At 55.3% G+C, this 11,694-nt stretch carries 14 protein-coding genes; 2 read left to right on the top strand and 12 right to left on the bottom strand.

Features of this window, described 5'->3' with window-relative positions:
* Window positions 1–13: 13 nt before the first annotated feature.
* The 4 genes from KI379_RS00480 to glpK all read right to left on the bottom strand — a co-directional run bounded on the left by KI379_RS00480 (window position 14) and on the right by glpK (window position 5,916).
* Complete coding sequence (locus KI379_RS00480) at window positions 14–952, bottom strand: LLM class flavin-dependent oxidoreductase (RefSeq protein WP_089549917.1); 939 nt, start codon at window positions 950–952, stop codon at window positions 14–16.
* Window positions 953–980: 28 nt separating this feature from the next.
* Entirely contained in the window at window positions 981–2,390 is a 1,410-nt protein-coding gene (locus KI379_RS00475; protein ID WP_212982375.1) for a deoxyguanosinetriphosphate triphosphohydrolase family protein, read from the bottom strand.
* A 313-nt stretch (window positions 2,391–2,703) separates the two neighbouring features.
* Complete coding sequence (locus KI379_RS00470) at window positions 2,704–4,368, bottom strand: glycerol-3-phosphate dehydrogenase/oxidase (RefSeq protein WP_212982373.1); 1,665 nt, start codon at window positions 4,366–4,368, stop codon at window positions 2,704–2,706.
* A gap of 57 nt (window positions 4,369–4,425) precedes the next feature.
* A complete protein-coding gene (glpK, locus tag KI379_RS00465; RefSeq protein WP_212982371.1) occupies window positions 4,426–5,916 on the bottom strand; it encodes a glycerol kinase GlpK in 1,491 nt (496 codons plus the stop codon).
* Window positions 5,917–6,577: 661 nt separating this feature from the next.
* Here glpK and KI379_RS00460 point away from each other — a divergent pair.
* Both KI379_RS00460 and KI379_RS00455 read left to right on the top strand, forming a co-directional pair.
* Entirely contained in the window at window positions 6,578–6,943 is a 366-nt protein-coding gene (locus tag KI379_RS00460) for a hypothetical protein (protein WP_212982369.1), read from the top strand.
* Between the two features lie 14 nt (window positions 6,944–6,957).
* Window positions 6,958–7,134 (top strand): hypothetical protein, encoded by a 177-nt coding sequence (locus KI379_RS00455; protein WP_163882478.1) that lies wholly within the window; start codon window positions 6,958–6,960, stop codon window positions 7,132–7,134.
* On the opposite strand, the gene KI379_RS00450 is transcribed toward KI379_RS00455, so the two are convergent.
* The 8 genes from KI379_RS00450 to KI379_RS00415 form a co-directional block, all read right to left on the bottom strand.
* Window positions 7,118–7,435, bottom strand: coding sequence for a hypothetical protein (locus KI379_RS00450; RefSeq protein WP_094595183.1), 318 nt, complete (start codon window positions 7,433–7,435; stop codon window positions 7,118–7,120). The two genes, KI379_RS00455 and KI379_RS00450, sit on opposite strands and share 17 nt — an antisense overlap.
* 87 nt (window positions 7,436–7,522) lie before the next feature.
* Window positions 7,523–8,266 (bottom strand): glycoside hydrolase family 73 protein, encoded by a 744-nt coding sequence (locus KI379_RS00445; RefSeq protein WP_212982367.1) that lies wholly within the window; start codon window positions 8,264–8,266, stop codon window positions 7,523–7,525.
* Entirely contained in the window at window positions 8,263–8,532 is a 270-nt protein-coding gene (locus KI379_RS00440) for a phage holin family protein (protein ID WP_212982366.1), read from the bottom strand. The genes KI379_RS00445 and KI379_RS00440 overlap by 4 nt, the downstream gene beginning before the upstream one ends.
* A 26-nt stretch (window positions 8,533–8,558) precedes the next feature.
* Window positions 8,559–8,849 (bottom strand): hemolysin XhlA family protein, encoded by a 291-nt coding sequence (locus tag KI379_RS00435; RefSeq protein WP_240913446.1) that lies wholly within the window; start codon window positions 8,847–8,849, stop codon window positions 8,559–8,561.
* Window positions 8,850–8,939: 90 nt separating this feature from the next.
* Window positions 8,940–9,185: a hypothetical protein gene (locus KI379_RS00430; RefSeq protein WP_212982365.1), complete on the bottom strand. Its 246-nt coding sequence runs from the start codon at window positions 9,183–9,185 to the stop codon at window positions 8,940–8,942.
* Window positions 9,186–9,202: 17 nt separating this feature from the next.
* Window positions 9,203–10,051 carry a hypothetical protein gene (locus tag KI379_RS00425; RefSeq protein ID WP_212982364.1) on the bottom strand — a complete coding sequence of 283 codons (849 nt, stop codon included), beginning with the start codon at window positions 10,049–10,051 and terminating at the stop codon, window positions 9,203–9,205.
* 16 nt (window positions 10,052–10,067) lie between these two features.
* Complete coding sequence (locus KI379_RS00420; RefSeq protein ID WP_212982363.1) at window positions 10,068–11,321, bottom strand: hypothetical protein; 1,254 nt, start codon at window positions 11,319–11,321, stop codon at window positions 10,068–10,070.
* Between the two features lie 16 nt (window positions 11,322–11,337).
* Window positions 11,338–11,691 (bottom strand): hypothetical protein, encoded by a 354-nt coding sequence (locus KI379_RS00415; protein ID WP_212982361.1) that lies wholly within the window; start codon window positions 11,689–11,691, stop codon window positions 11,338–11,340.
* Between the last annotated feature and the right edge of the window lie 3 nt (window positions 11,692–11,694).

The following is an 11,694-nucleotide window of genomic DNA, read 5'->3' as shown; positions in this document are numbered from 1 at the left end:
GCCTGGCTCCCTTTTATAAGCACACCGACGCCAGCAGCCGGTAAGATTCCAGCCGCTCGGCATAACTCATTACCGGCGTGGTGACCAGGAACTCATCGCACCCGAAGGAATCCGCCAGCTCCAGCAGCTTCGACTTCACCTGCTTCGGCGACCCGGTGATCAGCCGGGTCGCCTGCGGCTGCGGCTCGCTGGCCTCAGCTCCCGGCCGCTCGACTTCCGGCAGGGCTGACCGGCGGGACAGCGCCAGTGCCTCCTGCTCGGTCGCGGCGCAAATGACGCCGATGGCCGCGATGCTTCTCGGCCGCTCCAGCAGAGCCGACGGCTTGAAGCCCTCCCTGTAAGCCGCCAGCACCTCGGCGCCGTCGCGGTCGCTCATGAACTGGCCGAACACGTAGCCCGTGCCGTTCTCCGCCGCGAAGCCGGCGCTCTTGTTGTTCGTCCCGAGCATCCACAGCTCCGGCTGGATCCGCGGGACGGGCTTGGCCGCGACCGGCACGTCCTCGTACGCATAGCGGTCCTCCAGCAGCTCGATCAGCGAGCGGACTCGGGCCGGCATCTCGGCCACATGCTGCAAATAATTGCCGCTCAGCGCCATCGAGGCATGCGCCGAGCCGCCGGGCGCCCGGCCGATGCCAAGATCGACGCGGCCGGGATAAAGCGCAGCCAGCATGCGGAAGTTCTCCGCGACCTTCAGCGGGCTGTAATGCGGCAGCAGGACCGCCCCCGACCCGATGCGGATCCGCTCGGTCCGGGCTCCGATATGCGCCAGCAGCACTTCCGGTGCGGCGCAGGACAGGTTCACCAGGTCGTGGTGCTCCGCCGCCCAATACCGGGTGTAACCCCATTGTTCTGCATGGCGGGCAAGGCTGGCCGCTTCCTGCAGTGCTTCCTCAAAGGACGCCTCTCCTATTTTTGGTACAAGATCCAGCACGCTAAGTTTAAGAGCGCCCATCCGGTCTTTCCTTCCCTTCTATGGCTGCCTAATCCAGGTCGTAAATGGAACCTACCTTCAATCCGTACAGCTCATTGTAAATTTTTTCAGCAAACGCATCCGTCATGCCCGCAATATAGTCGATCACCATGTGCTCCCACGTCCAGATCGGATTCGGTCCGGCCTGATCCTTCTCGAACCGCTGCAGCCAGTCGGAGGGGATAATCGATTTGGAGGCGACCGGATCGAGAAAAGCGTCCCACAGCTGCTGGATCATCCACTCGCTGCGCTTCTGCAGCCGCTGCACCCGCAGGTCGCGGATCATCGTCACCCAGGCGAAGCTTTTCAGCACGCTGACGGTGCGGAGCATATCCTGATCTTCCTGGCCTTCCTTGACGAAGGTCACCTTCTTCCAGTCCCCGTCGTCAATGACGCCGAGGCTGCTGACAAACAGGCTTACCCAGTAAGCCTTGACCTCGCGGCGGGTACGGGAGTAGTCGAACTCACAGTACGGAAGCTTCTCATTCCACACTTTTAAAAAGGACGTCAGCACTTCCTCCACCTTGTAGCGGATATGCTCTTCCGGGCAGTTATCCCAGAACGCGTCCTCCAGCGTCATGACTTTCTCGACGATCAGGCGCAAAATATGCGGATCTTTCAGAAAATGCTCGTGCACTTCGATTTTCCCGGCCTTGATGCCGTCTTCGAGGTCATGGGCCGAATAGGCGATATCGTCGCATAAATCCATCAGCTGGGCTTCGAGCGTCTTTTTGCCTGCAGGAATGCCCCAGTCCTGGCGGATCTGCGAAATATAGCCCCATTCGTGCTGGTACAGCCCCTTTTTGAGCAGGGTGCCGGGATACGGATATTTATTGATGCCAAGCAGAATCGCGTCGGACAGGTTCAGACCGTCCACATTTTCCCGTTTCTCCAAAAACATAATCAGCCGGAAGTTGTGCGCGTTGCCTTCGAAATGCTCGTATTTTTTCCGCAGCCTAGCGCGGACGTCGTTCACTTCATCCGGGGACAGATGCAGCCCCTTCACGGCTTCTTTCGTCCGGTCCCGGATCAGCTGATCCAGAATGCCGTCCAGCACCTCTTCCCCTTTATGTCCAAAAGGAGGATGGCCGAAGTCATGCGCGATCGCCGCGCATTCCACCACCTCCGGATCGATCACGAGCCCCGGATTGTCCGCCTGCTCGTCGCTGACCTCGGGATGCGCCCGCAGCAGGCTGCGCGCTGCTTCCCGGGCGATTTGCGCCACCTCAAGCGAGTGGGTCAGCCGCGTCCGGTAATAGTCCCCCGTACCCGCGCCGAACACTTGGGATTTGCCCTGCAGCCTCCGGAACGTCGGCGAATGGATCAGCCGCGAATAATCCCGCTCATATGGCGCGCGGGACGCGTCGGATTTCACTTGTTCGGGGTACTGCCGATGCTCTCTTTTTTCTTTAATGTTCATGTACAGCACTCCTCTCTCGGGCAGTATGGTTTTTTTATTATAAGCGATTTTGCCGGAGGTGTACTAACATGGGACGCGGGTGAGTGTCTATTTTCCATAAAAACGCAAAGTTTATCGCAAATATCCGAACAGTTGGTGTCAACATCACTGACAGTGGATTGACAGGTAGGCATCGTTTGCTCATAGATTCACCATTGTCGAGACTGGGAGCCTGCGGGTTTTGGTGGGTACCACCCCAAGCCAAAAAGGAACCCTTCATCCTGGGGATGAAAGGTTCCTGATAGAAATGCTTCATTCGATTGCCTTATAATGCTCAATCGGATTCCGCCGGCTCCACGGCCTCCAGCAGCGCGCGGTCGAGATCGGCCGCGTACGCTTCCTTCGCCGCCGGGCTCCAGTTCAGCACGCTGCCCATATATTCGATGACCGGCGCCTTCCAGGTGCGCACGAGCTGAATATCGAACAGCGTTGCGCCGAGCCGGCGGGTAAAAAAGTCCACCGGCGTCGCCGCCATCTCCGCTTCCAACGCATAGGCCAGCTGGCCGAACAGCATCAGCGGCAGCCCGTGCGCTTCCGCCTCCGCCCGGTGGCTCTGGATCAGCCGGAAGACGCCGGATGCATTCGTGCCGTATTTGCCGGCGATCGCGAGGGCTTCATCCGGGGCCAGCCCCGCCTCGATTCCGGTCTGGGCGGTCTTCCGCACGAAAGGCTCATACTGCGCCGAGCCGCCGAAGTCCCCGCCCGAAATCGGCAGATGCTTCGTCTGGCATGCTTTAAACGGGCGCCCTGTTTGCTCAGTCAGCTCCCGGGACAGCACGTCCACAATCGTCTCGGCCATTTTCCGGTAGCCCGTCAGCTTGCCCCCGGCGATCGTCAGCAGTCCCGAGCCGGACTCCCAGATCTCGTCCTTACGGGAAATTTCCGACGGATCCTTGCCCTGTTCAAGAATGAGCGGCCGGACCCCGGCCCAGCTGGACTCCACATCCTCCGCCGTAATTTGCAGCTCGGGAAACATATAATTGATCGCGTTAATAATATAGTCCCGGTCTTGGTACGTCATCCGGGGATGCGCCGTATCCCGGTCGAAGAAAGTATCCGTCGTTCCCACATACGCCTTGCCATCGCGGGGAATGGCAAACACCATTCTTTTATCCGGCGTGTCGAAGTACACCGCCTGCTCCAGCGGAAACCGGGATTGGTCGATGACCAGGTGGACGCCTTTGGTGAGGCGCAGCGTTTTGCCCTCCTTCGACGCATCCTTCTCGCGGATGCGGTCGACCCACGGCCCTGCGGCGTTAATGACCTTGGCTGCGTGGATTTCATAGGTGTCCCCGGTCAGCTGGTCGTGGACCACCGCGCCGCGCACGTTATTCCGGGCGTCATACAGCAGCTCCTCGACCTTGCTGTAATTGAGCGCGGAAGCCCCGTGCGCCACGGCCGCTTTCATCACTTCGATCGTCAGGCGGGCGTCATCGGTGCGGTATTCCACGTAGTACCCTCCGCCCTTCAGCCCCTCCTTCTTGATGAGCGGCTCCTTCGCCAGCGTCTGCTGCGGGGAGAGCATCATGCGGCGCTCCGCTTTTTTGACGCCGGCCAAATAGTCGTACACCCGCAGTCCGAAGGACGTGCTGAATTTGCCGAACGTGCCGCCCTTGTGGATCGGCAGCAGCATCCACTCCGGCGTGGTGACATGCGGACCGTTCTCGTACACAACCGCCCGCTCCTTGCCGACCTCGGCGACCATTTTGACCTCAAACTGCTTCAAGTAGCGGAGCCCGCCGTGCACCAGCTTCGTCGAGCGGCTGGATGTGCCTGCGGCAAAATCCTGCATTTCCACCAGCGCCGTCTTCATCCCGCGGGTCGTCGCGTCCAGCGCGATGCCTGCCCCGGTAATGCCGCCGCCGATGATCAGGACGTCAAACTTTTCCTGCTTCAAGCTCTCCTTGATTTGTTCGCGATTCGTATTGGACCATATCATCTGTGCTTATCTCCCTCCAGATCGAAAAAGAGACCCCCCAAGATATGTTTCTGTGTTTTATTTAAAAGCCATGGCTGCATGTACGGCCTTCTTCCAGCCTTCGTACAGCCCGGTTCGCTCCTTCTCTTCCATCACCGGCTGGAACTCGCGCTCGATCGCCCACTGGCCGGAGATGTCCTCCTGGCTTTTCCAGTACCCGACGGCGAGTCCTGCCAAATACGCAGCGCCCAGCGCCGTCGTCTCGTTAATGACCGGCCGTTCGACCGAGACGCCGAGCACGTCGCTCTGGAACTGCATCAAAAAATCGTTGTGCACCGCACCGCCGTCGACTCGCAGCGTGGTCAGCTCGATACCTGAGTCTGCCTCCATCGCGGACAGCACATCCTTTGTCTGGTAGGCCAGCGATTCCAGCGTCGCCCGGATAAAATGCTCCTTGGACGTGCCGCGTGTCAGGCCGAACACCGCTCCGCGCACATCGCTGTCCCAGTACGGGGTGCCGAGCCCAACGAAGGCGGGAACGACGTACACGCCGTCCGTTGAAGCCACGCGCGAGGCGTACGTTTCGCTCTCCTTCGACTCCTTCAGCATCCGCAGCCCGTCGCGTAACCACTGGATGGCCGAGCCCGCCACGAAAATGCTGCCTTCCAGCGCATATTCCACTTTGCCGTTGATGCCCCATGCGAGCGTCGTCAGCAGGCCGTGCTCCGAGCGGACCGCCGTTTCACCGGTATTCATCAGCATAAAACAGCCGGTGCCGTAGGTGTTTTTGGCCATGCCTTTACTGTAGCACGCCTGCCCGAACAGAGCCGCCTGCTGGTCGCCCGCAACGCCGGCGATCGGTACCTCTGTGCCGAAGAAGTGATACGGCACCGTTAGGCCGTATACCTCTGAGGACGGGCGCACCTGCGGCAGCATAGAGGCCGGAACCCCCAAAATCTCCAGCAGCTCGTCGTCCCATTTTAAATCGTAAATGTTATACATCAGCGTGCGCGATGCGTTTGAGTAGTCGGTCACATGCGCGCGACCGCCGGTAAATTTCCAAATGAGCCACGTATCGATCGTGCCGAACAGCAGCTTGCCCTGCTCCGCCTTCTCCCGGGCACCTTCGACTTCGTCCAGAATCCACTTGACCTTCGTACCGGAAAAGTACGGATCGATCAGAAGGCCTGTTTTGGCGCGGATGGTGTCGTCGAGCCCTTGGGCCTTGAGCTCCTCGCAAATGCCGCTTGTCTGCCGCGACTGCCACACAATCGCATGGTACACAGGATCGCCTGTTTCCTTATCCCACACCACCGCGGTCTCCCGCTGGTTCGTGATGCCGATCGCCGCAATCTGCTCAGGCTTCACACCTGATTCCGACAGCACGGACGCGATCACCGACAGGACCGAACCCCAAATCTCGTTGGCGTTATGTTCCACCCAGCCCGGATGAGGAAAATGCTGCGTTATCTCCCGCTGGGCCGTATGTACGGCTTCTCCTTTTTCATTAAATAAGATAGCCCGGGAACTCGTCGTCCCCTGGTCCAGTGATAAAATGTATTTTTCCATAAAACCCTCCCTGCTCCGTCAGCGAACGATGCGCTCGTTGTGGTTGTGCACATTCGGGATGTTGCTGGATGTATATCCGCTAAGAAAAACGTCTATCGACGTCCCTTCAAAGGAGACAGACCGCGTTTAGCGGAAGTTTTTCTTGCGAGATCAGGAAGCGGAGGCTCCGAAACTTATACTTTCTGATCTCTTAAGGAAGACAAACCATGTCGCTTGGTGACGTTTACATGGTTTTCCTTAGTGACATCATACTATATTTGGAGCGGGTTCGGGTTAACAAAATCGAAGATTGGCGAAGGAAATGGAGCAAAGCAGAGGATGGCACTGATGAGGTTCTTGGGGAGAAATTGAAGGGCGCGAAAGGGAGCGGTAAAAGAGGAATTTAGACAGGGTGAGGGCGTGGTAGCGACCTAGTGAGGACATTGAGAAGACATTGTGAGAACTTTGCGATGACGAAGCGGGGAACATTGTGGGGACCTGGCGAGGACTTGACGATGACGAAGTGGAGACACTTGTGGGATATGACGATGACGTAGTAAGGACATTGTGAGGACCCATTACAGAGGAGTGGAAGATATATCAAACGGATAAAATTATTATATTGTAATGCGTATCGATACACTATATAATAAACAACAAATATCCAAGGAGGGTCTTTTGCATGAACTATTCGATTAATCTGTTCGGCTATCACGTGGACTGCAAGCTGAACGTCGAAGAGGACCGGCTGAAGCTGGACATCGCCGAGGAAGACCAGAAGTCGCTGAAGCAATATCTGATCCGGGTGCTGCCAAAATACGGCCGCGAAGCGTCCCAGACTTCGACGTTGGACGAGCTGGTGAAGCTCGCAATTGATGCGGAAAAAACGATGGAAGGCCACATGTCCGAACCGAAGCTCAAGCTGCCTTACGAATTCCAGCCGGAAATCAAAGAGAAGCTGATCGAAGCGGCGGCGCTGCAGGACATGTCCGCAACCCAGCTGCTGATCCGGATTATCGAACGCAAATACCAGGAAGTTATGGGGTAAAGGGGGTTTTTGTTATGCCTTACGGCAACAAAGTTAAATTTCATTACGACGTGCCTGCCTACATCAAAAAGCAGCTTGCCGAAGCGGCCAAGAAGCTGAACATGACCGCCACGGAGCTGCTGTCCAAAACGATCGAGGAAGAATACGAGCGGGTCAAACGCGAGCAAGCTTCCGCTAACTCCGGGAAATAACGGGGATCTGGGCTGCGAACCTTTCCACGGAACGGGCCTGTTCTACGGAAAGACTCAGGTATTCATAGTCCTGACCGATCCGGTCGCATGACAGCAGATGGCACTCTGTATAGTCGTCAACCGGATCGTGTTCCAGGAGATACACGCGGATGCTCGGGTTCAGGTCCTCGATTTTGCAAAAAAACATCGCTTCCGGGGCGGCGTCCATAATCGCCTTGATGCGTTCCCGCACGCAGCCCGGCAGCAGCGGCTCCAGCAGCGAAAACGTCTGTATGGTCGGTTGGTATTCATAAATCAGCATAAGCGGATGCCTCCCTTTTAGTATGAAAAAAATTATGATTTCCCTCCTGCCTGACTTGTCTCTATATGGTTGGTACTAGCTTTCTCGTTAGAGCACCTTCAGCCGCTGCAAAATCGTCAGCACCCTGTACAGATCGTAGCTTCCATTCACCGGTGTGCTGATGATCTTCGCCTCAACCGCCGCATTCACCGCGGATTCCGCCCAGGCCGGTACCTTCATCTGCTGCCGCGCCTCCAGCGAGGTAATTCGCTGCTCCACCTTTTGCAGAAGGACCTCAAGTTGGGTCAGGCGTTCCGCTTTTTTCTTCAAATCTTCCAGCTGCTGTGCCAGCTCAGTAATGTTAACACTCATTTCGGTGTGATCTCCTTTCCATGTGTCATATTGAGGCAGTCCATACTGCTCCATGATCGCGATCAGCTTGGACGGGTACTTCGGATCGGTCGCGTAGCCGCCTTTCCAAACTGCTTCGGCCGCCTGCCGGTATTCCGCGTGCAGCACGCCGTGGTACCGCGTCGGCTTGTCCTTTGTGCCGTTTAGTAAAAGCTTGGAATGGTCGGCAATGGACTCCGTCCAGGAGTGGTATTTGCGAAAAGATGCCGCCACCTTCACCGCCTTGCCGTTGACATACTCCGTGGTGGGCATTTCTACGCTTCCTGCAGTGCCCTTACCTTTGATGCCGAACAAATTGTTCGCCTGCCGGGCAAGACCGCTTGTCCCCCAGTTGGATTCCAGAATCGCCTGGGCGATGGTTAAGGAAGCTGGTACGCCTGTGGCCTGCATGTCAGCGATGGCGCAGGGGGCGAAGGTGGCGATGAATTCGGTTGGATTCAATCCGAGTCCCCTACTTTCTTCGTCTGCTTCACAATCTGGTGGCCGAATACGGCAAAGGCTCCTGCCAAAATCCCCTGGATGAACGTCTCAGCGTTCCAGCCATGCATCCAAACCGTAAGTAACACAGCGGCGATGACCACCATGTACACAATGCTCCAATCCGGCACCGACGGCGTCTGTTTCATGACATATCCCAAAACCCAGCACACAGCTACCACAATCAACAGCTTCGGGTCGATCAACTGCCAAATCATATCCCAATCCATGTTTCATCCATCCTCCTAGTAATTGTTTAATGTCCTGCAAGCTGAACGGCGGCTGCGATGGCACCCATCACGATTGTGATGGCCGCGCCGCTGACCGTCCGCCACAGCCATTTTTGGCCGTCCTCGATCCGGTCCAGCCGTTGATGTGCTGACTTAACCGACTGCATGGCTTCCCGGGCGAGTTCCTTGGTTGTCTCAATCGTGGCGGCCAGCGTCGGCACTTGCTCCAAGGTTTTTTCAATACGTGCGAGTTGAATTTGAATCTCCACCAAAGCTTTGGTCGCATCCTCCACGTCACTCACCCTTTCGTGTGGCACGGCGTTCCCCTCCTTTTAAAATGTGGATGTGAAAAAGCCCTCGGAATGGATTCCTGAGGGCGGGAAAATGAAGCTCTTTTAAAGGATTCATCACAATTTATAAACCTTTGCAGCCTTCAAGTAAGGAGTAAAACCAAGTCCTTGCTCCTGATCGTGCTGAATGAGCTCATTAAACAAGTCATCTCTATCTGCAAAATTAGTAACATTGAATACTTCTTGAAACAAACTAATAAATACTTTGACCCTAGTAAATACGAGTCCCGACCAAGATATTGTTTCTTGTCCATCGTCTTGAATAATTTCTAGATTATTAGAAATCCACTCTTCCGCAGTCATGTTTACCTAACCTCCTATTAATTAATGGCTTGGTATGTCCAGTTTACGTTTGATACAACATAATTGGTAAGTTTGTATTGTCTAGCTCCTACTCGGGAAATGCTATCTGTTACGTCTCCTCCACTGCTCAGAGATGAGGTAGATCTTGCATATGATCCAACCTCTGTTGTCATCCATAGCATGTCGCCCACACCGTATCCTTTAGCAGCAAATCCCCGTATATCAAAGGATGTCGTCACATTAGCGAAACTGTTAGCGGGTATATTTAAGATACCATGCTGTTCTGCAGTATCAACTAGGTTACCAGCAATACCGAATATAGAAATCCCACTTTTGATATTACTCGCATTCAAATTGGGATCACCTGCAACATATCCTTCACCATTATGATATCCTATGGATATGGCCTGATTGACAGTTCCAGGGATAATAACTTTTGAACCTAGGTTTGGCATTGCCCCAGCCTGCCCGGCGATCGTTGTACCATACAGGACCTTGTCCGTCGGCACCGTAACGCCTTTCACGACCCCGGCGCCGTTATGCAGCCCCCAGGGGATCGTCTGGTCATAAGCTGCTGGGGTGATTGTCATAGCCCCTCTGTCAGTCAGAGACCCCATAACCTTCGCGCCCTTGACATAAGCCGTCTTCCCTGCCAGAATCTCAGCAGCCAGGGCTGTAGCGTCCACCGTGTTATTAAAGTTGTTATCCTTCACGATCTGGATTAGGTCGACCATGGTCTCGTTGCCCGTAAGCGTGATCCCCCTAGACTGCAGCGCCTCTTTTAGGTCGGGGATTTGTGTAATCCCCGTCAACTCCTGCAGCTTGGCGATTACGTCCAGGAGCTTGGCTGTGCTTGGTAATGGCATGTGTTAACCTCCTTTCTTAGGCCTGCACTACAAAAGCTTGCAGGGTGTAAGCAGTGTATAGCCCCCCGTTAATGCCTGCGTTACTGTTAACTGAGAGTGAATGCTTAATTTTTAAGGATACAGGGTTGTTTGTGGCGGCTGTGAATACCGTCCATGTACCGTAGATAGTCGCACCGTTTAGGCGCACTTTGATACGTTCATTCACACGGTCAATTACGATGGAATCGACACGCCACTCTGCACTTCCCGGTGAATCATAGCTGTACCATTGGGTGTACAGCGTGCTAACCTCTGTACCTGTTACGTCGTCTATCAGTACTAGCGATATTCTTGCCTGGTCATATGCGAGCATACCATAGCCTGTCTGCGCACTGACATACAGCATGATATAGCCTTGATTTTCCGTTATGATTGCGCCGCCGCCTTTTCTGATGCCCGTTATAACGTCTGTGTAGAATGTTCCGGTGGTTTTATAGCTTTGGTATGAGATGCCATGCTCGTAGTACTGTCCCGCCCCCGGAGCTGTACCCGCGACCCCAAAAATAGATTTGCCGGATAGGATGTTCGCGGGGATGTAGTTCGCGTCATATGTTGAGATAGATCCGAAGTTCGTGGCGTTCAAGCCCGTAGTGTAATAACCTGTTTGAGGTTCTACGACTAAAATACCGCCGTTATCACCCCGTGCGGATACCGCAGCGACATATGTTGTACCTGTTCCCAGCTTTGCTCTGCTGTAATCTTTCAGCGTTCCAGCTTGTCCTGCTACCGTGTTACCCTCGACCAGCTTAGACGTAGGAACGACAACCCCTTTAACGACTCCAGCGCCGTTATGGTAGCCTGCAGGAATCGACTGATCTGCTGGCCCCGGCGTTATAGTCACCTCCCCCCGATTGGTCATGGTCCCGGTCTGTCCCGCTATTGTAGTACCTGCCAATACGTTGGCCACAGGCACAGAAACCCCGGATACCTTTCCGCCGCCGCTGTGGTAGCCAGCGGGAATAGAAATGTCCCCAGGACCTGGGGTGATCGTCTGCGCCCCTCTGTACTGTATGCCGCCGATTGCTGCGCGGATCGTCGACCAGGACGCTGCCGTTGTCAGATTGAGCGCCGGGTTCAGAGTGTTCAACTTGTTGACAACGTCGGTCTTGATTGCGTCGTTGTTCGCCTCCGCAGCGTTTGTTACATCGATCAGCGCTGTTAGGTCCGTTTGGCTAATCCCTTGACTGGAGCCGATTCCCCGCGCCCGCAACGCATCTGTAATGCTTGGCATGTTTTCTCCTCCTTCCTTAGCTGTCGACGTAGGTCTTATTCACGACGTTACCAGCCGCGTCATAGGTGAGCGTCCAGGTCCGAATCTTAGTGCCCCCAGGCATACCTAGAGTCCAGGTATCCATTGTGTACTTGCCGCTGCTGTTCTTGTTCGACAACTGACAGCTGATTGCTATGCTGCCGTCTTCTGGCCGAAGGTATTGAACCTTTGTGTAGACCTGCGCGTCCGCGTCCCAAGACGATGTATCCACCTTCTCCTGGTATGGCCGGCTCAGAAAATCAATAATATCCAAGTTTGCATTGTATGCGGCCAGATTGTTATTATCAGAGCCCTCTGGCCGCTGGATACCGCTCGGTAAAGTATTAGCCATCCC

The sequence above is a fragment of the Paenibacillus cineris genome (assembly GCF_018333335.1).
In the GTDB taxonomy this organism is placed as follows: Bacteria; Bacillota; Bacilli; order Paenibacillales; family Paenibacillaceae; genus Paenibacillus_AQ; species Paenibacillus_AQ favisporus.
Note: the sequence above shows the minus strand (reverse complement) of the source record. Positions and strands in the feature narration are given on the sequence as shown.

Bases quoted from the DNA above. Each gene is read 5' to 3' on its own strand.
- KI379_RS00480 (WP_089549917.1), bottom strand. From the start codon at position 952: ATGGGCGCTCTTAAACTTAGCGTGCTGGATCTTGTACCAAAAATAGGA.
- KI379_RS00475 (WP_212982375.1), bottom strand. From the start codon at position 2,390: ATGAACATTAAAGAAAAAAGAGAGCATCGGCAGTACCCCGAACAAGTG.
- KI379_RS00470 (WP_212982373.1), bottom strand. From the start codon at position 4,368: ATGATATGGTCCAATACGAATCGCGAACAAATCAAGGAGAGCTTGAAG.
- glpK (WP_212982371.1), bottom strand. From the start codon at position 5,916: ATGGAAAAATACATTTTATCACTGGACCAGGGGACGACGAGTTCCCGG.
- KI379_RS00460 (WP_212982369.1), top strand. From the start codon at position 6,578: ATGAACTATTCGATTAATCTGTTCGGCTATCACGTGGACTGCAAGCTG.
- KI379_RS00455 (WP_163882478.1), top strand. From the start codon at position 6,958: ATGCCTTACGGCAACAAAGTTAAATTTCATTACGACGTGCCTGCCTAC.
- KI379_RS00450 (WP_094595183.1), bottom strand. From the start codon at position 7,435: ATGCTGATTTATGAATACCAACCGACCATACAGACGTTTTCGCTGCTG.
- KI379_RS00440 (WP_212982366.1), bottom strand. From the start codon at position 8,532: ATGGATTGGGATATGATTTGGCAGTTGATCGACCCGAAGCTGTTGATT.
- KI379_RS00430 (WP_212982365.1), bottom strand. From the start codon at position 9,185: ATGACTGCGGAAGAGTGGATTTCTAATAATCTAGAAATTATTCAAGAC.
- KI379_RS00425 (WP_212982364.1), bottom strand. From the start codon at position 10,051: ATGCCATTACCAAGCACAGCCAAGCTCCTGGACGTAATCGCCAAGCTG.
- KI379_RS00420 (WP_212982363.1), bottom strand. From the start codon at position 11,321: ATGCCAAGCATTACAGATGCGTTGCGGGCGCGGGGAATCGGCTCCAGT.
- KI379_RS00415 (WP_212982361.1), bottom strand. From the start codon at position 11,691: ATGGCTAATACTTTACCGAGCGGTATCCAGCGGCCAGAGGGCTCTGAT.